Below are 24,859 nucleotides of genomic sequence, written 5' to 3'. Positions count from 1 at the left end.
TGCTTCTCCACCGCCTTGGCCGAACCAGCATGGACGGCCTCGTCAAGACGACGCTCCAGCTCGGCCAGCTTCCCGGCAGTCGTGTGCAGATCGATGACTGGCTCGTTGCTCGGTTCGGCACTCACGTCGGCTCCTCTGGACTTCGTGCGGTCTGGGGGCCAATCTAATCCCGTGCCACCTTCTGCGATGCGACGCCCGTCACTTGACCGCTCCCGGCTCGATGCGCTGCCGGGCGGGTGGCGCGTCGAGATCCTCGACCAGACGCCCACGACCAATGGCGTGCTTGCCGAGCGTGCGCGCGCAGGCGAGGAGCCGGGCCTGGTGATCACCACCGAGCACCAGACCGCCGGTCGCGGGCGCCTCGACCGGGGGTGGACCACTCCGGCGCGATCAGCGCTGACGGTCTCCGCACTGCTGCGGCCCTCGCCCTCGATCCCGGTGGAGCGGTGGCCTTGGCTGCCGCTGATGACCGGTGTTGCGGTCGCGTCGGTGCTGCGGACGAAGGGGTACGCGGCCGGGCTGAAGTGGCCCAACGACGTCCTCATCGAGGGTCACAAGGTCTGCGGGATCCTGATCGAGCGGATCGAGACGACCGAGGGCGCGGCCGCCGTGATCGGGTTCGGGCTCAACACCTCGCTGACGCGCGAGGAGCTGCCGGTCGAGACCGCCACCTCGTTGGAGCTGGAGAGCGGGGCGCCCGTCGACCGCACCGAGATGCTCGTCGCGCTGCTGGAGGAGCTGGGGGCTGCGTACGAGATCTGGGGGTCGGATCCCGACGACCTCGCTCGCCGCTACCGGGAGCTGTCGGTGACCATCGGCGAGCAGGTACGCGCCGAGCTTCCGGGCGGGGAGGTATGGGAGGGCGTGGCCACCGAGATCGACGACTTCGGCCGGCTGGTCATCGCGACCGACGCCGGGCCGAGGGTGGTCGGCGCGGGCGACGTCATCCACGCCCGGCTCCGCGGGCAGGCGTGACGTACCGAATGGCATGATCTGTTCGTGGCGAAATCGAAGCAGCCCGTCAACCTGACCTCGGCGGAGGTCGCCGAGAAGGCCGGCGTGAGCCTGGACCAGGCGAAACGTCTGTGGCGTGCTCTCGGGTTCCCGGAGATCGGGGACGACGAGGCGTTCTTCGACGAGGCGGACGTGCAGGCCCTGGCCAAGGCCAACGAGATCGCCGGCAACGGGCTGGTCAGCTTCGACCTGGTCGTCAACCTGACCCGCGGCATCGGGCAGTCGATGGCGCGCCTGTCCGACTACGAGGTCTCCGCGCTGCTGCACCACGTCGAGACCCAGAACGAGGACGACCGGACGCCCGCCGAGCTGCTGAAGGCGACCGTCTCGGTCTCCGAGCAGTTCGAGAGCGCCTTCGAGGAGATGATGATCTTCGCCTGGCGCCGGCACACGCGCGCCGCCCTCGCCCGGGCCGAGGCGTCGGTCGCGGGCCCCGAGGAGCAGCTGGGCACCGTCTGGCAGACGGTCGGGTTCGCTGACATCGTCTCGTTCACCGCGTTGTCGAACACGCTGACCGAGGAGAAGATCGGCGACCTGGTCGAGCTCTTCGAGTCGCGGTGTGCCGACGTGGTGGCGACCTGGGGCGGCCGGATCATCAAGTCGCTGGGCGACTCGGTGCTCTTCGTCAACGACGACCCACTGCAGGCCTATGGCACCGCCGAGGGGATCATCAACGTGATCGGCCGGGATCCGCGGATGCCGGACGTACGTGTCGGGCTCGCCTCCGGCAACGTCGTCTCGCGTCTCGGAGACGTCTTCGGGCCGCCCGTGAACATGGCCGCACGGCTGACCGCCGTCGCTCGCCGCAACCGGATCATCGTCGACGAGGCGACCGCAGGGACGATGCCCGCGGACGAGTTCGAGACCCGGCGTCTGGCCGCTCGACCGGTGCGAGGTTTCGGGATCGTGGAGCCCGTCGCGGTCCGTCGTGTCTGAATCGTGACCTTCGAGGGCGCTGCTGACCTGCGACTTCGCAGATCTGTTCACATTCCGTTGTAATTAACAGTCGATCAACGCGGGGTGGCGACTGCTTTACCTGGCCATGCCTTCGTGGGCATGGTTGAGTGCGCTGTTCGGGGGCGCACGTTTGGCATGCCCAATTCGTTGCACCTTGGCATGAAGATGTCAGTGGCAATATCGTGCAATCCTTTGCCAAGGGCTCTTTACCTCCCTAATGTCGGTCTCATGATCGAGGTACAGGAGATCAAGCTCGACCCGGAGACCCGGCGAGCATGGCGGAACGATGAGGAGCTGACGCTCTCTCGCAAGGAGTTCGACCTGGTCCACGCCCTGATCAAGAGGGCTGGCAACGTCGTCTCCCGCGACGAGTTGATGAGGGACGTGTGGAACGCGACCTTCTACACATCGTCGAAGACCATCGACGTGCACCTGGGATGGGTGCGTCGCAAGCTGGGCGACGACCCCCGGAAGCCCCATCTGATCACCACTCTGCGCGGCAAGGGCCTGCGCTTCGAGAAGGCCTGACCTTCGTCCAACTGCCGGGGGTCAGGTTTCGCGGATTGCGTGAGGGGGATCCGCGAAATCGGCCCCGGCGGGGCAGTCTCATTACGCTGTCGTCGTGACCCTCGCACCGACACTCGCGATCATCGGCGGCGGCCAGCTGGCCCGCATGATGGCCCAGCCCGCAATCGCGCTCGGCCTCCCGCTCCGGCTTCTCGCCGAGGGCGAGGGCGTCTCGGCCGCTCAGGTCATCCCCGACCAGATGGTCGGCGACTACCGCGACCTGGACACGTTGAAGAAGGTCACCGAGGGCTGCGAGGTGGTCACCTTCGACCACGAGCACGTCCCGACCGAGCACCTGCACGCGCTCGCGGCCGCCGGAGTGGCGGTCCGCCCCGGCCCGGAGGCCCTCGTGCACGCCCAGGACAAGGGCGTCATGCGCGCTCGGCTGACCGAGCTCGGTATCCCGTGCCCGCGCAACGCCATCGTGTCGTCCACCCCCGAGGTCGAGGCGTTCGGGTTCCCGTGCGTCCTCAAGACCACCCGCGGCGGCTATGACGGCAAGGGCGTCTGGGTCGTACGTGACGTCGCCGATGTCGCCGAGCCGCTCCGTGTCGCCGAGGAGGCGGGCGTCCAGGTTCTGGCCGAGGAGCTCGTCGACTTCCGCCGGGAGCTGTCCGCGATCGTCGCCCGTTCGCCGAGCGGCCAGGCCGCTGCGTACCCGGTCGTGCACACCTACCAGGAGAACGGCGTCTGTAAGGAGGTCATCGCTCCGGCGCCCGACCTCTCGCCCGAGCTCGCCGTCGAGGGCGAGCAGATCGCGCTGCGTATCGCCGGTGAGCTCGGTGTCGTCGGCATCCTGGCGGTCGAGATGTTCGAGACCGTCGACGGCCGGCTGCTCGTCAACGAGCTCGCCATGCGCCCCCACAACACCGGCCACTGGACCCAGGACGGCGCCGTCACCTCTCAGTTCGAGAACCATCTGCGTGCGGTCATGGACCTGCCTCTCGGCTCTCCCGCGCCCCGCGCGACGTGGTCGGTGATGGTCAACATCCTCGGCTCGACCCGGGACAACGTCGGCCGCCTCTACGACGGCTACCCCCACGCCATGGCCCGCGACCCCCACCTCCGCGTCCACCTCTACGGCAAGGAGATGCGCCCGGGTCGCAAGGTCGGCCACGTCAACGTCTACGGCGACGACCTCGACGACTGTCTCGAGCGCGCCCGCCACGCCGCCGACTGGTTCCAGGGCGACCTCGGCAACGACTCCGACTGACCGTCGAGGCGTCACCCCCGATGGCCGAGGCGTCACGCCCGCCGGTCGAGAGGTCGCTCGGGTCGGCCGAAGTGGCACCGACTGCCGTCTCGGCCGACGGGCGTGACGCCTCAGGCGACGTACCTGACGCCTCGACCGTCCTGGCTGACGCCTCGATCGACGTGCCTGACGCCTCGGCCGGGTCAGAGGCCTAGGCGCTGGCGTTCGGTGGCGACGACGTCGCGGGCGATCTCGGCGTCGGAGGCTTCGGTGGCCAGGGCGGTGGCGGCGTCCTCGGGGTGCGAGGTCTCGTACGCCTCGGGGCTGCTGGCGGCGGTGGCGCTGACCCGGGCGAAGTCGTCGAAGAGCTCGGCCTTGGCCGCGAGGATGTCGTGGACGCGCTGGTCGACGCCGACCTCGGAGAGCAGGCGGTGGACCTGGACGGACTGGAGCTGGCCCATCCGGCGGGCGCGGGCGATGGCCTGCCACTCGATGGTCGGCTTGAGCTGGGGCTCGCAGATGACCACGACCGACGCCGACTGGATGTTGAGGCCGACCCCGCCGGCGACGATCTGGGTGACCAGCACGGCACCGTGGCCGGCCGCGGAGAACTCGTCGACCATGTGTTGGCGCTCCTCGGCGGGCACCGACCCGGTCAGGGGCCCGAAGACCTCGCCCGGCAGCAGCGTGACCAGGTCATCGAGGACCTTCCTGAAGTGGGAGAACACGATCACGCGGCGGCCGTTCTCCTCGGCCTCGCCGACGATCTCGACCAGCCGCTCGACCTTCGCCGACGAGATGCCCTGAAGCATCGCGGCCTGCCGCATGGCCATGAAGTTTCCGTCGCGGACGCACTCGGCGTACGCCCTCTCGTCGGCGGCCGAGAGCGGCAGCCAGTCCTCGACCTCGACGAGGTCGGGCAGCTCGGTGAGCACGTCCTCCTGGTTGCGGCGCAGGTAGACCGGGGCGACCTGCTTGCGGAACCGGTGGGGGTTGAACTCGTCGGCGGAGAGCAGCAGGTCGGGGCGGAGATAGGAGACCAGGTTGCGGAACTCGTCGATGCGGTTCTCCATCGGCGTGCCGGTGAGCAGGATGGCGCGCTCGGAGGCGTCGAGGACGCGGCGTACGCGTTCGGTGCGCTGGGTGCGTGGCGACTTGATCATGTGTGCCTCGTCGACCACGACGCAGGCGACCTCGACCTGGTCGAGGAACGGCTGGATCGCGTTGAGCGTCTCGTAGGTGGTCACCGCGACGCCGCCCTGCTCGACCCAGATCTTGGCGGCCTTCAGGCGGCGGTTGCCGTGGAGGCGGTGGGGGATCAGGGTCGTCTTCGAGTCGGTCTCGCGCACCCAGTTGGTGACCACGGCAGCGGGGCAGACGACCAGCGTGTGGGACGCGCCCATCGCGTGCAGATGGGCGAGCACGGCCAGCGACTGGAGCGTCTTGCCGAGCCCCATCTCGTCGCCGATGATCACCTTCATCTGCACCAGCGCGAAGCGGACGCCGAAGTGCTGATAGCCGCGCAGAGACGCGGTCAGGTTGTTGGTGCGCAGTTCCTGGGCCCGGACCGCCTCGATGATCTCGGCCGACAGGTCGCCGTGGATCTTGTCCTCGTCCTCGGTGAGGAAGCCGAGCTCGGAGAGCATCGCGTAGTAGTCGGCCGGCCGCTTCTCGAAGTCGTCCCACGGGTCGGCGGGCCGGTTGCCGGGACGGATCCGGCGGGCCATCTCGGCTCGGTGGGCGATCGCCCGCAGCGCGCCCTGGAAGTCGTCGAGGCTGGCCGCGTTGGCCAGGATCAGATGGAACCTGGCGCCGCTGTCGAGGGACCGGGTCAGCGGCCGCAGCGACTGGACCAGGGCGAGCTCCGCCCCCGCGTCCTTCGTACGCCTCCCGGCCTCCCACTCCGCCAGCCGCGCGAGCAGCCTGGTGGCCGCCGGGGTGCGGCGCTCGTGGTCGATGGCCAGCGGCATCTCGTCGTAGGTGCGCTGCCACAGCGCCTGCGCCGCCTCCTGCATCCGCATCGCGGTGGCCGGCCCGACGCCGGGAAGCTCTCGCAGGTCAGAGGTGGGATGGATGACCTCGTGGACGGTGCGGATCCCGGCGTCGAGGAGGGGCTCGATGCGTACGAGGTCGGCGAGATCGTCGACCGGCAGCGACCTGACCGCGGTGTCGGTGTCCGCGCTCCGGACCGCGTTCGCGGCGTCGGTCGCGGCACGGCGCGCGGGTTCCTCGGAGCGCCTGGCCTCGTTGAGCGTCTCGCCCTCGTTGCGCAGCACGAGGACGCCCTTGCGCGGCGCCAGCACCGCCTCCGAGCCCAGTCCCGCGAGCGCATCGAGGAGGCCGACGCTCGGCAGCAGCGCCTCGCGGATCCGTACCCGGCGGCGCGCCGGGAGCCCGGCCAGCTGGTCGAGCCGAGTCGGAGCCTGGACCTCGCTCGCCCACTGGTGGAGGTCGAGGATCCGCCGTCCTGCCAGCTCCGCGTCCTCGCGTCGGTTCCCTCGGACGAACAGCCGCCGGGCGCCGGACGCCCTCCTCGCTCGCGCCACGTCCTCCGTGGCGCCGGTCAACATGGAGACGAGCTCCTGAGTGGTCTCCTCGACAGGGTCGAGCGCGTGCCGCCGCGCGATCGCGGCCAGCCGCGGTCCGTCGTTCCGGTCGAGCCCGATGCTGCGCCAGGCCACCTGGGCCGCGCGCTTCAGCTCGGCCGCGCTCTCCCGGTAGTGGTCGACCGCCTCGGCCGCCTCCTGCTCGATCTCGGCCCGCGCGCGCGTCGCCGCGGCCGCCTGCCGGGACCAGGACGCGACCTGTCGCACCCGGGACGGCAGCGCCTTGCGCTCCGCCTTGGTCAGCCCGGTGAACCGCTCGACCGCGGTCGGGTTCGGTGGCGCGCTGACGACGACATCGGTGCTCGTAGGTCGGTCCATCTGCCTTTGTGGGGTCGGTGGGGGAGAGTGGCCAGCACACTAGCGGGCAGGACCGACAATCAGATGACAGGCAGAGGTCGGGGCCATGATGCGACCCCCTCGTCGAGCGCCAGCTCGGCGTCGGCCTCGGCCGCCGCCTCCGGGTCGTGGGTGGCGAGGACGACGATCGCGCCGCGGGCCGCCTCGGCGCGGAGCGCGGCGATCATCCGCTCCCGGTTGCCGGCGTCGAGGTCGCTGGTGGACTCGTCGGCGAGGATCACCGCGGCCCGCATCGCGAAGGCTCGAGCGAGCGCGACGCGCTGCTGCTGGCCGCCGGAGAGCTCGTCGACGAGATGGCGGCCGGACTCCTGCAGGCCGACCAGCTCCAGCGCCGCCCGGGTCCGGGTGCGTGCCTCGGCGGCCGTGGTGCCGAGCGCGAGCAGCGGAACAAGGACGTTCTCGGTGGCGTTGAGCGACCCGGCCAGCCCGTTGCCCTGCGGGATCAGCGCGACGCCGAGCCGCGCGGCCGTGTCCCGCCCGTCGAGCCGAGCCCCGTCCAGGCTCACGGTGCCCTCGGCCGGTGCGATCGCGCCGCCGAGCGCCCACAGCAAGGACGACTTGCCGGCTCCCGACGGGCCGGTGACGGCGAGCACGGTGCCCGGGGCCACCCGCAGGTCGAGCGGGCGCAGCGCGACCAGTTCGTCGTACGCCACGCTCAACCGCTCCGCGACCAGATCACTCATCCTCGGCACCTTCCCGTTCCGGAACCAGCTCGTAGTGCCCATCGACCGGATGGAACCGGACCAGCGTCCCCGGCGGCAGGTCGTCGCGTACGTGGCCCGGCAGCGGCAGGAACCCGTCGGCCGTCACCACTGCGTACTCCTCGCCGCTACGGCCCTCACCACCGATCCTGCCGTCGCGGATGGTCACGGTCCGGGGGAGGAAGGCGGCGACGTGCGGGTCGTGGGTGACCAGCACGACCGTGGTCCCGTGGGTGCGGTTGATCTCGGCCAGGCGCTCGAGGACCAGGTCGCGGGCGCCGTGGTCGAGCTGGCTGGTCGGCTCGTCGGCGAGCACCAGCCCTGGACGCGTGCCGAGCGCGACCGCCATCGCCACCAGCTGCAGCTCACCGGGGGTGAGCCGGTCGAGCGGGCGATCGGCCACAGCCGGGATGCCGAGCTCGTCGAGCACGGCCTCCGGCGGGGGCAGGTCGAGGCCGGCCCGGCGCGCGGTGTGCTGCGCGAAACGTACGTTGGCCGCCGGGGTGGCATAGGGCAGCAGGTTGCGTGCGGCGCCCTGCAGGATCAGCGACACCCGGGTCGCCTGGAGCCGGTCGAGCTCCTTGGTCGAGGCGGCCGAGACCTCGTGCTCGCCGACGAAGATCTTGCCGGCGCTGGGCCGGAACAGACCCGCGAGCAGACTCATCAGCGTCGACTTGCCTGCTCCCGACGGCCCGAGCAGACCCATCAGCTCGCCGGCGCGGACATCGAGGTCGACGCCGGAGAGCGCGGCCACGTCATGGCCTTCCGCGTGGTAGATGTGCACCAGTCCGTGGGTGCGGATGGACATTCCGTTCATGCTGCTTCCCGGAGTCGGTCGAATCGAACCATGGCAGCCACCGCGTGGCCGAGGAGCGCCGCGGCCGCGCCGAGCACGATCAGGCACCCGATGGTGGTCATCGCGACCGCAGCCCAGGGGATGCTCAGATCGGTGACGTCGACGTCCGGTGGTACTGCGAGCAGCGGGACGTCGGGCAGGGTGAGTGCGGCGCAGATCGCGCCGCATCCGGCACCGGCGAGGACCCCGACGAGCACCGGAAGCAGTCGGGCGTAGGTGGGAATGCCAGCGACCGTACGCTGGTCGACGCCGGCCAGCCTCAGCGCCGTCAGATCCAGGGCCAGGACGCGCCAGCCGGTGACGGTGAGCACCGTCAGTGCGACCACCGCGAGGAGCACAGCGGCGAATCCGACCACGACTCCGAGCCAGAGGCTCCACGACGGTATCGAGGCATCCAGGCTGTGACGTACGCCGGTCAGGGTGCGGGTGTCAGCGGCGAACACCCCCTCGCTCGCGAGCGTGTCCACGACCGTGTCGACGAACGCCGGGTCCTCGGTGGCGAACCAGAGCGCGATGCTGGACTCGTAGTCGGGCGTGGCGAGTTCCGTGGCGGTGGAGAGGTCGACCACGGTGACGTTGGGGCCGTCGCCGGGGATCCGGTCGGCCACCGCGACCCGGGTGGCCTTCTGGTGGACTCCGTCGACCCCGAGGACCGTCACCTCGCCGGCCCCTTCCTCGGCCGGCGTGCCGGCAGTGATGGTCGGGACCGGCTCCCGTGAGGACCCGGCAGAAAGGGCCGACCAAGCCTTCTGGCTGGGCGCGCCGTCGGCGAAGAGCGCGATCCGGCTGAACGCCTCGGGGTCGACCGCGAGGGTGGAGATCTGTCCGCTGGATGAGGCGGTGCGTACGACCGGAGTCACCCGCTTCCCGTCAGGATCCAGATCGGCCAGCACCGTCTCGACCACCTGCAGTCGGCTGTCGGTCAGGGAGGCGCTCTGCACCTGAACCACCACAGGTGCCCCGATGGCCTGCTCAGCGGCGAGCTCCCGGTTGCGGTCGCCGACCACCAGCCCGCAGACCGAGAAGACCGCGAGCGAGCCGGCGACGGTGGCCAGAGCGACGGTGCGCCGCGTCATGATGCTCCGCGAGGCGTCCAGCAGCGAGACCCCGGCCCGCAACCGGCCTTGGTGCAGGAGCGTTCCACCCAGCCGGGCGGCAACCGGAGGAAGTAGATGGGCGAGCACCAGACCGACGAACACCGAGAGCAGGGCCGGTGCTGCCAGAGCCAGGGCACCGGTGAGGCTGCCGGTCGCGAAGGCGACCACGCCGGCACCGGAGACGGCGATCGCGATCGCGTCGCCGACTCCCAGGCGCCAACCAGGGCGACGGCCACCGGTCCGGTGCAGGAGGGTGCCGAGTGGTTCGCGAGCGACCCGGACCACGGCGACGTACGTCACCAGCACCAGCATCGCCACCGCGATGAGGACGGCGGCGACGAGACTGCGAGGCAGCTCGAACGGTGGATCGCCCGGCAGGACGAGAGCGCGCGCCGGCCACGCGCCGAGCAGCGCGATCACCACACCCGGCACGACGCCGAGCAGCACTGCCGGAAGCAGCTCGCGCATCAGCAACGTCCTGGCGCCCGCGGTGCCGCGGCCGCGCAGGCGGGCGACCACGACCTCGGAGCGGCGTTGGTCGGTGGCCGCGAGCAGCATCAGCCAGAGCACGATCACGCCGAGGAGCCCGAGCTGGCACAGGAGCAACGGGACGGTGGTGCGGCTCTGCTGGATCTGCGCATCGACCCGATCGGCGAGCGCCGGGAGCGACGAGACGATCCCGGAGGACGGGTCGCCGGCATCCGGGGAGCCGCCGACCGTGCCCGAGGAGTCCTCCTCGAGCGTGGCGCTGAGCTGGACCAGGTCGGTCTTGAGAGCAGCGAGCTCGTCGACCCCGACCTCATCCGTACGCAGCCGATACCCGACCCACGCGTGCTCCCGGGGCAACACGGGTGTGGGCGTCGAGAACGTCGACTGGTCCGTCAACCAGGCGTCGTGCCGCGGGAGGTCGCTGGCGGCGACTCCTGCCCGACCGTCGAGCTGTAGTCCCTGCCACCAGTCCGGGTCGGCGGCACGGTAGATGCCGACGATCTCGTAGTGGACGATCTCCGGTTCCGCGTTGTCGACGGTGGCCAGCAGCGAGGCTGCCTTGGCCTTCACGACCGTCCCCACGGTGAACCCGTACTCCTCGGCCTCGGCCTCGGTGACCATGATCTGTCGGCTGGCGGCCGGGCAGGAGCCGACCGCGATGTCGACGTGGTCGCACTGGCCGGCACGCCACCACAGCTCACCTTCGACAGGGGCGACCCGATCCAGGTCCAGCCTCGTGGTCGCCGTGCTCCCCAGCACGGGCTTCTGGAACAGATGCTCGGTGCTGGGAAGGAGCCCGACGAGTTCGCCCGGCTCGGTGCGCCGAAGGGACCATTCGGCGTCCGGACCGTAGATCTGCAGGTCGCGCAGCGCGCTCGGTGCGTCCTCGAGCGCCACCGCGACCGCCGCCTGCTGCATCGCCCGGTCATAGAGGGGAGCGAACGCCGCACACGTCGTGACCAGGGCGGACAGGAGCGCGATGACCACGACCTGGCCGGCGCGGTATCTCAGGGCCGACAGCATCGGGTCACGATGTCGCAGGTCGGCGGTCGCGCGAAAGTTAAATACGGGCCGATCCGTCTCTCCGGGCCGGGCGCGCCTAGCCTGTCACCATGAGTGCACGCGTGGGAATCGTGATGGGGTCCGACTCCGACTGGCCGACGATGAAGGCCGCGGCCGAGCTCCTCGACGAGTTCGGGATCGAGTGGGAGGCCGATGTGAAGTCGGCCCACCGGATGCCCCAGGAGATGCTCGACTACGGCCGCGAGGCTGCCGGTCGAGGGCTGTCGGTGATCATCGCGGGCGCCGGCGGTGCCGCGGCGCTTCCCGGGATGCTCGCGAGCGTCACCCCGCTGCCGGTCATCGGCGTCCCGGTGCCGCTGAAGTACCTCGACGGCCTCGACTCGTTGATGTCGATCGTCCAGATGCCCGGCGGCATCCCGGTGGCCACGGTCGCCATCGGCAACGCCAAGAACGCCGGCATCCTCGCCGCCCGCATCCTCGGGGTCAGCGACCCCGAGCTGCAGCAGAAGCTGGTGGCGTACGAGAAGTCGCTGGCCGAGCTCGCCGCGGCCAAGGGCGAGGTCGTACGCAACGCCACCTCCTGACCCTCAGGGCAGGAGCGAGAGCCCCTTGACCAGCTTGTCGATGATCCGACGGGGGCCGAAGAGGCTGATCGCGCAGTAGGACAGGTCGGCGCCGCGACTGTTCCCGACGGCGAACAGGTAGTCGTCGTACACCCTCGTGTGCTGCGCCTGCGTGGGCATGTCGACGACGGCGACGCCGGGCTGCGCGATGGCCTGCCGCCGCAGGTCGGTCAGCCGCTGGGCCGGAGCGCCCAGCACCGTGCAGCCGATCCAGGGCAGGCCCGGGTGGGTCGACTCGTCGGCGTCCACCGCGTCCTGCCCGAGGAGTCCGGACGTACGCTGCGTGGTCGCTCCGGCGACGCAGACGGCCGCGTTCACGGCACGCCCGGCCGGAAGGTCCTGGTCGACGACGACCACCCACTTGAAGGGCGCCTCGCGGGTGCTCATCGACTGGTCGATCTCGTCGGGAGCGAACCCGATCCGCGCCGCCTCGACACCTGTGCTCATCATTCTGACTCCTGTCATTCGACAACTGATCCGGAGCCAAGTCTTGGGAATGTCAGGACAGATCGCAATCGGACCGTGCAATGTCAGACGGATCGACTAATCTGGCGTGCATGGACGAAGTCGACCGTCAGATTCTGGCCGCCTGGACGATGGATGCACGGCGGAGCCTCCGGGACATCGCCGCCGAGGTCGGCGTCTCGGCGACCACCGTGCACGACCGCGCGCGGGCGATGCAGCGGCGTGGGCTCATCCGCGGTGCGTACCTCGATCTCGACCTCCGTCAGATCGACCGCGGCGTGCAGGCGCTCGTCGCCGTCCGCATCCGGCCGCCCTCGCGCGCCAACATCGAGTCGTTCCGCGACTGGGTCGGCGGGCTCCCGGAGACGGTCGGCGTCTTCGTCACCTCCGGGCGGATGGACTTCATCGTCCATGTGGCGGTCCCCGACAACGACGCGCTCTACGCGTTCGTGATCGACCGGCTCACCTCACGAGCCGAGATCGCGGACGTGGAGACCTCGGTGATCTACGAGCACCTGCGGACGATGGCGTTCGAGTCGTAGCCCTACGTCAGGGCGCCGGCCCGGGCGCGCTGGAACCAGATCTTGCTCGGGCAGGTGTCCATGACCATCGGCACTCCGGCCGCGGTGGTGCGTTCGAAGGCCGACTCGTCGACCACGCCCATCTGGAACCAGACGCCACCGGCGCCGATCGCCACGGCCTCGTCGGCGAACTGGCCGGCGGCCTCGGAGCGACGGAAGACGTCGACGACATCGATCTTCCCGACGGCCGCGGCGGCGTCGGCCAGGGTCGCGTAGACCTTCTCGCCGAGCACCTCCTTGCCCTCCGCGGCGGCACCGGGGTGGATCGGAATGATCCGCTTGCCGTGCTGCTGGAGCTCCTGGGCGATCGAGTAGGCCGTACGCCACGGATCGCCCGAGAGGCCGACGACCGCCCAGGTCTCGGAATCGTCGAGAAGCTTGTCGATGGTGTCCTGGTCGAGCCACGCAACGGTCATGTAGTGCCCAACAACAACGTGGCGCAGCGGATTCCGTGACTCGTCGACTTACTGGCCAGTAGCAAAAGGCATAGACTCCGGGACATGAGTGCCGAGTACCCGTTGTTCGCCCTCTCCGAGGAGCACCAGGAGATCCGCAAGGCCATCCGCGAGATCTGCGACGCCAAGATCGCTCCGGCCGCCGCCGCGGTCGACGAGGAGGCCCGCTATCCCCAGGAGGCGCACGACGCGTTGGTCGAGACCGAGTTCTTCGCGCCGCATGTGCCGGAGGCGTACGGCGGTGTCGGTGCCGACGCGCTCGCGACCGTCCTGGTCATCGAGGAGATCGCGCGGGCGGACGTCTCGGCGTCTCTCATCCCGGCCGTGAACAAGCTCGGCTCGCTGCCGGTGCAGATCGGCGGCTCCGAGGAGCTGAAGAAGAAGTACCTGGGCAAGCTCGCCGCCGGTGAGGGCAACTTCTCCTACTGTCTCTCCGAGCCCGACGCGGGCTCGGACGCCGCCAACCAGAAGACCCGCGCGGTCCGGGACGGCGACTTCTGGGTGCTCAACGGTGTGAAGCGCTGGATCACCAACGCAGGCGTCTCGGAGTACTACACGGTGCTGGCGCTGACCGACCCCGAGAAGCGCTCCAAGGGCATCTCCGCGTTCGTGGTGGAGAAGTCCGACGAGGGCGTCTCCTTCGGCGCCCCGGAGAAGAAGCTCGGCATCAAGGGCTCCCCGACGCGCGAGGTCTACTTCGACAACGTACGCATCCCCGCCGACCGGCTCATCGGCGAGGAGGGTCTCGGGTTCACCTATGCGATGCAGACCCTCGACCACACCCGGATCACGATCGCGGCCCAGGCCGTCGGTGTCGCGCAGGGCGCGCTCGACTACGCGCTCGGCTACATCAAGGAGCGCAAGCAGTTCGGCAAGCCGATCGCGGAGTTCCAGGGCGTGGAGTTCATGGTCGCCGACATGGGCATGAAGATCGAGGCCGCCCGCCAGCTCACCTACGCCGCCGCCGGTCGGTCCGAGCGCGGCGACAAGGACCTCACCTTCTTCGGGGCTGCTGCGAAGGCGTTCGCGAGCGATGTGGCGATGCAGGTGACCACGGACGCCGTGCAGCTGCTGGGTGGCTACGGGTTCACCCGTGACTATCCGGTGGAGCGGATGATGCGCGATGCCAAGATCACCCAGATCTACGAGGGCACCAACCAGGTCCAGCGCATCGTCATGGCTCGCCAGCTCCTCGCCGGCATCCAGTCGACCCTGTGACCGATCGGTGCACTCGGCGCCCGTCGCCGAGTGCACCGATCGTTCATGTGCACGCTCCATGCATGGTTGATCTCCTCAAAGGTGCACGGATCGTGCACGGTGGTCAGCGCTATCGTCTGCTGCATGAGGAACGACGGGTTTCGGCTTCGTGAGTGGGAGGAGTCGGACGCGGCGGTCCTGCTCGCTGCGTACGACGGGGTCGGCATGGAGACCGAGCGGCCGGCGGATGTCGCCACCGTCGCGGACGCCGAGCGGTTGATCGCCGACTGGGCCGAGGATGCGGTGGCGGACCGGGGCTACACCTTCGCGGTGGTCGACGGCGACGAGATCGTCGGGCAGATGCGGGTCACCACCCAGCTGCGTGTCCATAGCATCGGCTGGATCTCCTACTGGACCCTCGAGAAACACCGTGGGAGGGGCGTCGGCAGCACCGGCCTGAAGCTCCTGTCGACGTACTGCTTCGACGAGCTCGACCTCTTCCGCCTCGAGACCGGCCACCGGCTCGACAACCCCGGATCGTGCCACGTCGCCACCGCCGCCGGCTTCCTCGTCGAGGGCCGCGAACGCCAGAAGCTGATCTACGACGGCATCCGCTACGACACCGAGACCCACGCCCGCCTGGCCACCGACCCCGACCCCGCCTGACGCCGAGACGTCACGTACGTCGGTCGAGACGTCGCCTGCGCTGGGCGAGAGGTCGCCTGCGCTGTCGAGACGTCGCTCCGGTCGGTCGAGACGTCACTCGGGTTGGTCGAGACGTCGCTCCGGTTGGTCGAGACGTCGCTCCGGTTGGTCGAGACGTCGCTCCGGTTGGTCGAGACGTCGCTCCGGTTGGTCGAAGCGTCGCTCCGGTCGGCCGAAGCGTCATCTTGCGGAATCGAGATGTTCTTGGTGACGTCTCGGCCGACGTACGTGACGCTTCGACGGCCGTACGTGACGCTTCGCGCAACGGGGCTGACGTCTCGACCGGCGGGGCTGACGCTTCGACCGACGGGGTGTCGTCTCGCCCGACGTACGTGACGTCTCGCCCGACGTACGTGACGTCTCGCCCGACGTACGTGACGTCTCGCCCGACGTACGTGACGTCTCGCCCGACGTACGTGACGTCTCGCCCGACGTACGTGACGTCTCGCCCGACGTACGTGACGTCTCGCCCGACGTACGTGACGTCTCGCCCGACGTACGTGACGTCTCGGTCGACGGGGGTGACGCCTCGACGGGATGTCAGTCCTGGACTCGACCGCGGAGCTGTTTGGTCTGGCCGCGCTGGCGTTTGGCGTCGAGGCGGCGCTCCTTGGAGCCGCGGGTGGGCTTGGTGGGGCGGCGGGGCGGGGGTGGGGGTGCGAGGAGCTGGCGGATGCGGTCGGCGAGGCGCTCACGGGCGGCTACCCGGTTGCGGTGCTGGGAGCGCTGCTCGTGGGAGACGACGACGAGCGGACCCGGGGAGCGGGTGAGGAGGCGGGCGCGCTGACGCTCGTCGAGAGCGACGGAGGCGGACGGGTCCCAGGAGAGCTCGACGCGGGAGTCGGTGGTGTTGACCGACTGCCCGCCGGGTCCGGGCGAGCGGGAGAAGCGTTCGACCAGCTCGGTGTCGGGGATGACGAGACCCTCGGGCAGCCCGGGGCCCGGTGGTACCCGAAGATCCTTCACTCCAAGAACCCTAGACCGCCGGGCTACGGAACGGCGGGCCCGGTCGAGTCGCGCACCACGAGCTCGGCGGGGACCCGCTGTCGCCGCGCGCGCGAGCCGGGCTCCTTCAACGCCAGCGTCAGCGCCCGGGCTCCCATCTCGGCCATCGGCAGCCGGACGGTGGTGAGTCCGGGGGAGAGGTCCTGGGCGACGGCGACGTCGTCGAACCCGCTGACCGAGACCTGGTCCGGCACCGAGACCCCGGCGCTGCGCAGCTGCGAGAGACACCCGATGGCCATGTCGTCGTTGAGGGCGATGACAGCGGTCGTACGCGGGTGGTCGGCGAGCATCCGGCGGATGCACTCGCGCCCGCCCTCGCGGGTGAACGGCCCCTCGAGGACGGGTACGTCACCCGCGTCGAGCCCCGCCGCCGAAAGCGCGTCGCGCACCCCGTCGAGACGGTCGGCGACGGTGGTCAGCTCCAGGGTGCCCGAGACGACCACGATGCGCCGGTGGCCCAGGCCGAGGATGTGCTCGGTGACCGCGCGACCGCCGGGGCGGTTGTCGGGCAGCACGCTGTCGACCCCGAGGTGGTGTCGACCGACGACGGCGACGCGCCCACCGGCTTCCGCGTAGCGCTGCACCTCGAGCCGCATCGGTGCCTCCACCGAGGCGTCCACGAAGCCCGACCCCGCGATCAGGATCGCGCCGACGCGGTTGGCCACCAGGCTGCGTACCTGATCCACCTCGGCCTCGGGGTCGCGACCGGTGTGGCAGATCTGCACGGTGCGCCCGTGTTCGGCGGCGAGGCTGAGCACGCCGCTGGCGATCTCGGAGAAGTAGGGGTCGCCGATCTCGTGCACGACGAGCCCGATGGTCGCGGTCGATCCGCTGGCGAGCGAGCGGGCATGGAGGTTGGCGACATAGCCGAGCTCGCGTGCCGCCTGGCGGACCTTCTCGGCCACCGAGTCGCTGACACCGGGGGTTCCGGAGAGCGCGCGGGACGCGGTGGCGATCGAGACGCCGGACGCATGCGCGACGTCGATCAGGCGGGGGGAGCGGTTGGTTCGGACCATCGATGCCCCTTGTCGTCAGGAATGTGACTCTTGCCACACTAAGCGAGAGTCGGTAACGTCATCGTAAACGCTTACGTAAGCGCTTTCGTAGAGGAGACCCGCAGATGCGCTTCACGAAGACCCCCACCGCGAGCAAGCGGTCCAGAGCAACCCTGGCTGCCGCGGCGGCCGTGACTCTCGCCTCCACCCTCGCCGCCTGTGGTGCAGCCGAGGAAGGAGGCGGTGACGACGAGATCGTGATCGGCATCTCGCTGCCCCTGACCGGCGACTTCAGCGAGCCCGGCAAGGGCATCCAGCGCGGATACGAGGCCTGGGCCGAATACGTCAACGACAACGGCGGCCTGCTCGGCCGTGACGTACGACTGGAGATGCTCGACGACCAGTCCAGCGCCGAGCGTGTCGCCGCCGACTACGAGAAGCTGATCAACCAGGAGCAGGTCGACCTGGTCGTCGGCCCGTTCTCCACCCGCCTGGTGATCCCGGCCGCTCAGGTCGCCCAGGACTACGGCTACCTCTTCGTCGAGCCTGCCGGCGCGGCGCCCGAGGTCTTCGAGGAGGGCTTCGAGAACCTCTTCTACGCCGCCCCCGCCGTCGCCGACGACCACTACAAGCTCCTTGCCGAGCACATCCTGGCGATGCCGGAGAGCGAGCGACCCAAGACCGCTGCGTACGCCTCCATGGACGACCCGTTCGCCCAGGGCACCGCCTACGGGCTCAAGGACGCGCTGGAGGAGGGCGGCATCAAGACCGTCGCGGACGAGGTCTACCCGCCCAACACCACCGACTTCAGCAGCATCGCGGCCAAGATCGCCGACACCAAGGCCGACATGGTCGTGGGCGGCAGCCAGTACCAGGACGGTGTCAACCTGATCGTCGCGCTGCAGCAGCTCGACTACCAGCCCAAGCTGGCCGCGTTCTCGACCGCGCCGACCGAGACCGAGTTCGCCGAGGCGATCGGCGACAAGACGCAGGGCATCATCGCGCCCACCGGCTACACCACGAAGGCGGACTACCCCGAGAACCAGGAGTTCGTGAAGTTCTACGAGGAGAAGCACGGCGAGGCGCCGGGTGAGGACGAGGCCAACGCCTGGACCACCGGTCAGGTCGTCGCGGCAGCGGTCGAGGCGGTCGAGTGCGCCGAGCCCGACCCCGACTGCCAGTCCAAGCTGATCGACTGGCTGCACGAGAACGAGGTCGAGACCGTCGTCGGGCCGCTGAGCTGGGACGACAAGGGTCGCCCGCAGAGTGCCCACATGATCCAGCAGTGGGTGGACGGCGAGATCAAGATCGTCCTGCCCGAGGACCAGGCCGAGGCCGAGTTCGTCTACCCGAAGCCGGCGTGGTGAGCCGATGTCGGGTTCACTCCTTCTGCAGAGCCTGATCCTGGGGCTGCTGCTCGGAGGCCTCTATGCCCTGCTCGCCGCCGGCCTGACGCTCTACTTCGGCGTCATGCGGGTCGTGATGATCGCCCACTCCGCGTTTCTGATCCTGGCTGCGTACCTGGCCTGGTTCTTCACCACGCAGACCGGGCTCGACCCGCTGCTCTCGCTGATCATCACGGTGCCGCTCTTCTTCGCGGCCGGCTACGGGATGCAGCGTGCGCTGCTCTCGCGGCTGCGGCCGGCGACACTGACGATGATGTCGGTGCTGCTGACCTTCGCGATCGCGCTGATCATCGAGGGTGGCCTCGGCTACCTCTTCTCCGGCACCCAGCGGCGGATCCAGCTCGGCTACTCCAGCGCGAGCCTGGAGCTGTGGGGAGCGCGGATCGCGGTGGTCAAGCTGGTCGCCTTCGGGTTGGCCGCGGTCTCGCTCCTGGCTCTCTACCTGCTGCTCAAGAAGACCCGCTTCGGCCAGGCACTGCGGGCCACGATCCAGCACCGCGAGGCCGCCCAGCTGCTCGGCATCGACACCGACCGGATCGCCGGCTTCGGCTTCGGGCTCGGCCTGGCGACCGCAGCGGTCGGTGGCACCGCGCTCGCGCTCGACGCCACCATCTACCCCTCGCTGCACTGGCACTGGATCGGACCGCTGATGGCGATCATCGTGATCGGCGGCCTCGGGTCGATCCCCGGTGCCGCCGTCGCGGCGATGCTCCTCGGGGTCACCCAGGCCCTCCTGCAGATCCCGATGGGCACCACCTGGGCGCAGACGGTCTTCTACCTCGCCCTCTTCGCCACCCTCATGTTCCGCCCCCAGGGTTTCTTCGGAGGTCGCCTTGCTCAGCGCTTCTAGGCACAAGACTGCGACACACCAAGCAGGCCGTACGTCCCAGGGCCGCTCCGTCCTGCTGACCAAGCTCGTCGTGGCCGCCGTCCTGCTCGGCCTCGTGCTCGCCTTCCCGGCGCTCGCGCCGGACCCGTTCATCCTGTCGGTGGGCGTGGTGATCGCCAGCTACGCCGCGCTCGCGGTGGCGTGGAACTTCGTCGGCGGGCTGACCGGCTACATCTCGCTGGGGCACGCCGCCTACTCCGGGCTGGGTGGCTACGGCACCGCGCTGCTGGTGACCGAGGCCGGCGTGAACCCGTGGGTCTCGATGGTCGTCGCGGCCGTGCTCGTGGGCCTGGCCGCCGTGCCGATCGGGATCGCGTCCCTGCGGGTCCGGGGCGCCTCGTTCGTGATCGTCTCGATCGCGCTGGTGCTCATCCTGCTGCTGGTCGCACAGAGCTGGGCCGAGGTGACCGGCGGGTCGAACGGGCTGCGGGTGCCGCGGCCGTTCGGCACCGACGTACTCCGGCCCGAGCAGCACGAGCGGTTCTTCTATCTGTTCGTGGCGCTGACCCTGGTCGCCCTCGTGCTGTGGTGGGTGATCGACCGGTCGCGGCTCGGCACCGGGCTCAAGGCGATCCGGGAGGACGAGGACAAGGCCCAGGCGCTGGGTGTTCCCACGTTCGCGTACAAGCTGGTCGTCTTCGTCGTCTCGGCGTTCATGACCGCGATGGCGGGAGGGATGTACGCCCTCTGGTTCGGCTCGCTCGACCCGATCTTCCAGTTCTCGATCCTGACCGGCTCGTACCTGGTGCTGATGTCGCTGCTCGGCGGCGTACGCAGCCTGCTCGGTCCGGTCGTCGGCGCGGTGATCGTGGGATATGCGGTCGAGTTCTTCAAGAACCAGTACGGCGACAGCCAGATGCACCTGGTCGCGCTCGGGGTGCTGCTCGCCCTGGTCGTGCTCTTCATGCCCGACGGGGTCATCCCCTGGGTGAGCGCGCAGCTCGGCCGGTTCCGCCCCGGTGACACCTCGATCCGTGAGGTCGACGCCGCCCAGCTGGCCGAGGAGCGCAAGGCGCTCGAGGAGGCGAAGTCATGACCGATCTGAACAAGCTCGGTTTGGAGACCAACGGACTGACCAAGGCGTTCGGCGGCGTACGCGCCGTGGACGGCGCCACGGTCAGCTTCCAGGAGGGTAAGATCAACGCGCTGATCGGCCCCAACGGGTCGGGCAAGACCACCTTCTTCAACTGCGTGACCGGGATGATCCGGCCCGACTCGGGCACCGTGACCTATCAGGGCCGCGACGTGACCGGCCACGCACCTCACCGGATCGCGCGGGCCGGGCTCGGGCGCAGCTTCCAGCTGTGCCGGATCTTCCCGCGGATGACCGTGCTCGACAACGTGCTCGCCGGGGTCCGGTCCGCGGGGCTGGTCCACCGGCTGCGCGGGGCGCACAACCCCGACGACATCGCTCGAGCGCGAGAGCTGCTGGCCCGGGTCGGCATCGAGCACCTCGAGCGCAGCGAGGCCCGCGACATCTCCTACGGGCAGCAGAAGCTGCTCGAGCTCGCGGGGGTGCTGATGGCCGAGCCCGACACGATCATGCTCGACGAGCCCGCCGGCGGCGTGAACCCGGCCCTGATCGGCCGGATCGCCACGCTCGTACGCGAGCTCAACGCCGAGGGCCGCACCTTCGTCATCGTCGAGCACAACATGGAGCTGGTGATGAGCCTCTCCGACCATGTCGTGGTCTTCGACCGCGGCCGCCCGATCGCCTCCGGTGCGCCGGCGGACGTGCAGAACGACCCACGAGTCCTGGAGGCCTACCTTGGTGTCTGAACCTCTCCTCGCGCTGCGCGACATCGAGGCCGGCTACGGTCGTGCCGCGCTGGTGCTGCGAGGCCTCACCGTCACCGTTCCCGCAGGTCAGATCGTCTGTCTGGTCGGCCCGAACGGGGCCGGAAAGTCCACCGTGCTCAAGGTCGCCAGCGGCATGCTGACCCCGCGCTCGGGGACCATCACGGTCGCCGGCAAGGACGTCACCCGCAACGGCCCGCAGCAGATGCTGCGGGCAGGCATGGCCCACGTCCTCCAGGGTCACTCGGTCTTCAAGGAGATGACCGTGGCCGAGAACGTCGGCCTGGGCGCCTACACGGTGCGCGACGCCGCCGCGATCCAGGAGCGGACCGACTTCGTGAAGACCCTCTTCCCGGTCGTCGCCGAGCGCTGGAACACCCTCGCCGGCGCGCTCTCGGGCGGGCAGCAGAAGCAGGTCGAGTTCGCCCGCTCGCTGATGGTCAGCCCGAAGGTCGTGCTGCTCGACGAGCCCAGCATGGGCCTGGACCCCAAGACCACCGCGACCGTGTTCGAGCAGGTCGTACGCATGCGCGATGCCGGCCTGGCGGTCCTGCTCGTCGAGCAGAACGCCCGGCGGGCCCTGGAGTCGGCGGACCTGGGGTGCGTACTCGATCTGGGGAAGGTGCACATCTCCGGTCGGGCATCCGACCTGCTGGCCGATCCACGGATGGCGGAGCTCTATCTCGGGGGAGCCGCAACGACCTCAGCAGGGGCCACCGACGGTCCCGATTAGGGGAAGGAAGCACCATGAGATGGAACAAGGGATCGACGCTGAACCGAATGGTGGGGCGAGGCGTACGCGCCGGTGTCGTCGCCCTCGCAGTGGCTCTGGCCACTCCGCTCGCCGGAGCCCAGGCCCATAGCACCGAAGGCCCCGGCCTGGCCGTGGTCAAACCCAGAGCCAGCCTGGCCGACTGGGACCCGGTGACCGATGACAAGTGGGCCTTCGAGAAGGGTCAGGTGATCCTGACCGAGCCCGGGACAGCACAGCCCGGCCCGCGGCGCCCCTTCGAGTACGCCGTGGTGACCAAGGGTCCCGAGCTCGGCTCGCTGACCTACCGCGCCGAGGTCCGCATCGACGAGGCCGTCCAGGTCACCAACCGAGACGTGATCCTGGTCTGGAACTACCAGTCCCCGACGCGCTTCTACTACGCCCACCTCTCGACCGACAACACCATCTACCCCCACAACGGCATCTTCGTGGTCAACGACGCCGACCGGCTGCGCATCGACCACCAGTGGAACGGCACCGTCGGTGCCGCACCGTCGATCACCGATGCCGAGTGGCACGACGTACGACTCGACTACAACGCCCGAACCGGCGCGATCGCGGTCTACCTCGACGGTGCCGACGAGCCCCGGATGACCGCCACCGACACCACCTTCGCCGGAGGCCGCTTCGGCTTCGGTTCCTTCGACAACTTCGGCCGCATCCGTGACGTCACCGTCGCGGGCCTACGGCGCTGAACCCTCGGTAACTCGGTAAGGAGAAGAACCCATGGAAACCTCACGTCTATGGGGCAGACAGGCACGCGCCGGCATCGCCGTCGGCGCCATGCTCGCCGCGCTGCTCACCCCCGCACTCTCTGCCAACGCCGCCATCCCTGGTAGCGAGCCCGTCCCCGACCCCATCCCCGAACAGCCCGTACGCAGCAGCCTCGGCCTCGTGCTCGAGGAGGTCGCCCAGCTCCCCGAGACCGAGCCCTACCCGGCGCCCACCGACCAGCGCCTCGTACGTCACAACCGCATCAACTTCATCGGCGAGGTCCCCGACGGCTCGGGCCGGATGTACGTCCCCGACCTCAACGGGCCGATGTACCTGCTCGACCGCGGGCAGCAGCACGAGTACCTGAACCTCAAGGACCACTTCGTCGACTTCTGGTCCGGCGCGGGCCTGGGCAGCGGGGCCGGGTTCATCACCTTCCACCCCGACTTCGAGAAGAACGGGCTCTTCTACACCACCCACACCGAGCGCTTCGGTGGCTTCGCCAAGACGCCCACCTTCCCGTCCCAGACCAATCCCGGCTCCGGGCGGACCGTCAGCGTCGTGACCGAGTGGCACGCCACCGACCCGACCGCGGACACCTTCGAAGGCACCAGCCGTGAGGTGATGCGGATCGACTTCGCCGGCCAGATCCACGCCATCCAGCAGATCGACTTCAACCCGACCGCCGAGCGCGGCGACGAGGACTACGGGCTGCTCTACATCGCCTCCGGCGACGGCGGCAACGGGGTGAAGAGCGACGACCCGCAGAACCTCGCCAACCCCTTCGGCAAGATCCTGCGGATCGACCCGCTCGCCCGCGACGGCCGCAACGGGGCGTACGGGGTGCCGGACAGCAACCCGTTCGTCGACCGGGAGGGTGCGATCGGCGAGATCTGGGCGTACGGCATGCGCGACCCGCACCGGTTCTCCTGGGACGTCGAGAAGGGCACCCTCCTGCTCGGCCACATCGGTCAGCACGCGATCGAGGGCGTCTACGACGTACGGGCCGGGGACAACCTCGGTTGGAGCGAGATCGAGGGCCGGCTGCTCTACGACAACACCGACGAGTGCGCCCTCTACACGGTGCCCGACGACTACGACATGTCCGGCTACACCCTTCCGGTGGCCTCCTTCGACCACGACCCGCCCGCCAACTACTCCTGCACCTCCGACAGCGGTCACGCGGTCAGCGGTGGCGTCGTCTACCGCGGCCGGTTCGACGACCTCCGCGGCAAGTACGTCTTCGGTGACCTGGTCAACGGTGAGGTCTACTGGACCGACGCCAAGCAGATGCGCCGGGGGAGCAGTCGCGAGGCGACCCTGCACCAGATGCAGCTCTTCGACACCTCCGGCAAGCGGCTCTCCATGCAGGACTTCGTCGACGACCCGCGCGTCGACCTGCGCTTCGGCACCGACTCGCGCCGCAATCTCTACCTGCTGGCCAAGGCCAACGGGAAGATCTGGAAGGTCGTGAACACGGTGCACAAGCCGTGGCCGGGCGAGGTCGTGCCGTCGCTGCGCGAGGACCTGGTCAGCTACTACGACTTCGAGCACCCCTTCGCCCCGGGGTCGCGCGAGGAGGACCAGGGATACTCCCGGACGCTGCTGAACCAGGTCAACGGCGGCAACGCGATGCAGGTGGGTGATTCGGCGTACCGGACCAGCAACAACGCCCTGCAGACCCAGCAGGTCAACCCTGAGGTCAACGGCAACGACGACTGGAAGGCAGGTACGTGGAACCAGAACGGGGTCGCGTCGCTGGCGCCGTTCGCCGGAGCCGAGCAGATCACCCTGGCCGGCTGGTTCAAGGTCGACATGGACGGGCCCGCGCTCAACTCGCTGACCGCCGATCCCACCGACCGGTTCAACGCGATCGGGCTCTCCGGGATCTTGTCGGGCAACTCCGACGGCCACGGCGTACGCGCACTGCTCGAGCTCATCAACGTCGACGGCACGCTGCGCCTGGTTGCGCTCGGACGCCGGCTCGACGAGGGGGCCTCGCAGACCTTCGCCGCCTCGGCGGACTGGCAGACCCTGCTGCCACGAGGTCAGTGGGTGCACCTGGCGGCGACGTTCGACTACACCACGGGCAAGATGGCGCTCTACCGCAACGGCAAGGCCGTCGACGGGTTCTACACCACCGCCGGTGACCCGTGGCAGGTCGACGGCACCGGCACCTCCGACACGTTGCCGCGCGGCTACAAGGTCGGCGGATCCTTCCCGCAGGACACCGTCGAGCGGAACCCCTGCAACTGCCGGATGGACTCGCTGATGTTCCTCGACCGGGCGATCACCCCGGACGAAGCGCGGGCCCAGTACCAGCGGTTCGTCAACGGTCGCTGACCCCGAAGGGCTCGACCCGGACGGACACCGTCCGGGTCGAGCCCGGCCTCGGC

Annotated in this window: 23 protein-coding genes; 15 read left to right on the top strand and 8 right to left on the bottom strand. The window is 69.6% G+C overall.

Translation table 11 applies throughout. The features are described 5' to 3' along the window. The first annotated feature begins 171 nt into the window (after nt 1–171). The 4 genes from BLT25_RS22565 to BLT25_RS22550 all read left to right on the top strand — a co-directional run bounded on the left by BLT25_RS22565 (nt 172) and on the right by BLT25_RS22550 (nt 3,751). Nucleotides 172–975: a biotin--[acetyl-CoA-carboxylase] ligase gene (locus BLT25_RS22565; RefSeq protein WP_256328739.1), complete on the top strand. Its 804-nt coding sequence runs from the start codon at nt 172–174 to the stop codon at nt 973–975. A gap of 24 nt (nt 976–999) precedes the next feature. Then, the gene (locus BLT25_RS22560) at nt 1,000–1,950 is read left to right on the top strand and encodes an adenylate/guanylate cyclase domain-containing protein (RefSeq protein ID WP_091050793.1); all 951 of its coding nucleotides are present in this window, start codon (nt 1,000–1,002) and stop codon (nt 1,948–1,950) included. 249 nt (nt 1,951–2,199) lie between these two features. Continuing rightward, on the top strand, nt 2,200–2,499 hold the full coding sequence (locus BLT25_RS22555; RefSeq protein ID WP_229788189.1) for a winged helix-turn-helix domain-containing protein: 300 nt from the start codon (nt 2,200–2,202) through the stop codon (nt 2,497–2,499). Nucleotides 2,500–2,593: 94 nt separating this feature from the next. After that, nucleotides 2,594–3,751, top strand: a complete 1,158-nt coding sequence (locus BLT25_RS22550) for a 5-(carboxyamino)imidazole ribonucleotide synthase (RefSeq protein ID WP_091050789.1) — start codon at nt 2,594–2,596, stop codon at nt 3,749–3,751. 182 nt (nt 3,752–3,933) lie between these two features. Here the strand turns inward: BLT25_RS22550 and BLT25_RS22545 are convergent, their stop codons facing one another. The 4 genes from BLT25_RS22545 to BLT25_RS22530 are packed head-to-tail and all read right to left on the bottom strand — an operon-like array spanning nt 3,934 to nt 10,859. After that, nucleotides 3,934–6,654, bottom strand: coding sequence for a DEAD/DEAH box helicase (locus BLT25_RS22545; protein WP_091050787.1), 2,721 nt, complete (start codon nt 6,652–6,654; stop codon nt 3,934–3,936). Nucleotides 6,655–6,713: 59 nt separating this feature from the next. Further along, complete coding sequence (locus tag BLT25_RS22540; protein ID WP_091050785.1) at nt 6,714–7,376, bottom strand: ATP-binding cassette domain-containing protein; 663 nt, start codon at nt 7,374–7,376, stop codon at nt 6,714–6,716. After that, complete coding sequence (locus BLT25_RS22535; RefSeq protein WP_256328738.1) at nt 7,369–8,202, bottom strand: ABC transporter ATP-binding protein; 834 nt, start codon at nt 8,200–8,202, stop codon at nt 7,369–7,371. Before BLT25_RS22535 ends, BLT25_RS22540 begins: the two co-directional genes overlap by 8 nt. Before the next feature lie 5 nt (nt 8,203–8,207). Continuing rightward, the gene (locus BLT25_RS22530; RefSeq protein ID WP_091050780.1) at nt 8,208–10,859 is read right to left on the bottom strand and encodes an FtsX-like permease family protein; all 2,652 of its coding nucleotides are present in this window, start codon (nt 10,857–10,859) and stop codon (nt 8,208–8,210) included. 89 nt (nt 10,860–10,948) lie between these two features. Here BLT25_RS22530 and purE point away from each other — a divergent pair, with 89 nt between their 5' ends. Further along, nucleotides 10,949–11,443, top strand: coding sequence for a 5-(carboxyamino)imidazole ribonucleotide mutase (gene purE / locus BLT25_RS22525; RefSeq protein ID WP_091050777.1), 495 nt, complete (start codon nt 10,949–10,951; stop codon nt 11,441–11,443). A gap of 3 nt (nt 11,444–11,446) precedes the next feature. Here purE and BLT25_RS22520 read toward each other — a convergent pair whose 3' ends face one another. Further along, the gene (locus tag BLT25_RS22520) at nt 11,447–11,929 is read right to left on the bottom strand and encodes a DUF2000 domain-containing protein (RefSeq protein WP_091050858.1); all 483 of its coding nucleotides are present in this window, start codon (nt 11,927–11,929) and stop codon (nt 11,447–11,449) included. A gap of 110 nt (nt 11,930–12,039) precedes the next feature. On the opposite strand from BLT25_RS22520, the gene BLT25_RS22515 reads away from it, so the two are divergent. After that, entirely contained in the window at nt 12,040–12,489 is a 450-nt protein-coding gene (locus BLT25_RS22515; protein WP_091050776.1) for an Lrp/AsnC family transcriptional regulator, read from the top strand. 2 nt (nt 12,490–12,491) lie between these two features. Here BLT25_RS22515 and BLT25_RS22510 read toward each other — a convergent pair whose 3' ends face one another. Beyond that, complete coding sequence (locus BLT25_RS22510) at nt 12,492–12,944, bottom strand: CoA-binding protein (RefSeq protein ID WP_091050773.1); 453 nt, start codon at nt 12,942–12,944, stop codon at nt 12,492–12,494. An 84-nt stretch (nt 12,945–13,028) separates the two neighbouring features. Between BLT25_RS22510 and BLT25_RS22505 the strand changes: the two genes are divergently transcribed. Both BLT25_RS22505 and BLT25_RS22500 read left to right on the top strand, forming a co-directional pair. Continuing rightward, nucleotides 13,029–14,201, top strand: coding sequence for an acyl-CoA dehydrogenase family protein (locus tag BLT25_RS22505; protein ID WP_091050772.1), 1,173 nt, complete (start codon nt 13,029–13,031; stop codon nt 14,199–14,201). A 123-nt stretch (nt 14,202–14,324) separates the two neighbouring features. Further along, nucleotides 14,325–14,846, top strand: coding sequence for a GNAT family N-acetyltransferase (locus BLT25_RS22500; protein ID WP_091050769.1), 522 nt, complete (start codon nt 14,325–14,327; stop codon nt 14,844–14,846). 579 nt (nt 14,847–15,425) lie between these two features. On the opposite strand, the gene arfB is transcribed toward BLT25_RS22500, so the two are convergent. Both arfB and BLT25_RS22485 read right to left on the bottom strand, forming a co-directional pair. Beyond that, nucleotides 15,426–15,851, bottom strand: a complete 426-nt coding sequence (arfB, locus tag BLT25_RS22490) for an alternative ribosome rescue aminoacyl-tRNA hydrolase ArfB (protein ID WP_091050767.1) — start codon at nt 15,849–15,851, stop codon at nt 15,426–15,428. Between the two features lie 23 nt (nt 15,852–15,874). Further along, nucleotides 15,875–16,906: a LacI family DNA-binding transcriptional regulator gene (locus tag BLT25_RS22485; RefSeq protein WP_091050765.1), complete on the bottom strand. Its 1,032-nt coding sequence runs from the start codon at nt 16,904–16,906 to the stop codon at nt 15,875–15,877. A gap of 104 nt (nt 16,907–17,010) precedes the next feature. On the opposite strand from BLT25_RS22485, the gene BLT25_RS22480 reads away from it, so the two are divergent. The 7 genes from BLT25_RS22480 to BLT25_RS22450 are packed head-to-tail and all read left to right on the top strand — an operon-like array spanning nt 17,011 to nt 24,806. Further along, entirely contained in the window at nt 17,011–18,252 is a 1,242-nt protein-coding gene (locus BLT25_RS22480) for an amino acid ABC transporter substrate-binding protein (protein ID WP_218131448.1), read from the top strand. Nucleotides 18,253–18,256: 4 nt separating this feature from the next. Continuing rightward, entirely contained in the window at nt 18,257–19,141 is an 885-nt protein-coding gene (locus tag BLT25_RS22475) for a branched-chain amino acid ABC transporter permease (protein WP_091050763.1), read from the top strand. After that, nucleotides 19,125–20,216: a branched-chain amino acid ABC transporter permease gene (locus BLT25_RS22470; RefSeq protein ID WP_256328737.1), complete on the top strand. Its 1,092-nt coding sequence runs from the start codon at nt 19,125–19,127 to the stop codon at nt 20,214–20,216. Before BLT25_RS22475 ends, BLT25_RS22470 begins: the two co-directional genes overlap by 17 nt. Further along, nucleotides 20,213–20,959, top strand: coding sequence for an ABC transporter ATP-binding protein (locus BLT25_RS22465; RefSeq protein WP_091050760.1), 747 nt, complete (start codon nt 20,213–20,215; stop codon nt 20,957–20,959). The genes BLT25_RS22470 and BLT25_RS22465 overlap by 4 nt, the downstream gene beginning before the upstream one ends. Further along, nucleotides 20,952–21,710 (top strand): ABC transporter ATP-binding protein, encoded by a 759-nt coding sequence (locus BLT25_RS22460; RefSeq protein WP_091050758.1) that lies wholly within the window; start codon nt 20,952–20,954, stop codon nt 21,708–21,710. The genes BLT25_RS22465 and BLT25_RS22460 overlap by 8 nt, the downstream gene beginning before the upstream one ends. Before the next feature lie 14 nt (nt 21,711–21,724). Further along, nucleotides 21,725–22,444, top strand: a complete 720-nt coding sequence (locus BLT25_RS22455) for a hypothetical protein (protein WP_256328735.1) — start codon at nt 21,725–21,727, stop codon at nt 22,442–22,444. 31 nt (nt 22,445–22,475) lie between these two features. Beyond that, the gene (locus BLT25_RS22450) at nt 22,476–24,806 is read left to right on the top strand and encodes a PQQ-dependent sugar dehydrogenase (RefSeq protein ID WP_091050755.1); all 2,331 of its coding nucleotides are present in this window, start codon (nt 22,476–22,478) and stop codon (nt 24,804–24,806) included. The last annotated feature ends 53 nt before the right edge of the window (nt 24,807–24,859 follow it).

Source organism: Nocardioides sp. YR527, from assembly GCF_900101045.1.
Lineage (GTDB): Bacteria > Actinomycetota > Actinomycetes > Propionibacteriales > Nocardioidaceae > Nocardioides.
Note: the sequence above shows the minus strand (reverse complement) of the source record. Positions and strands in the feature narration are given on the sequence as shown.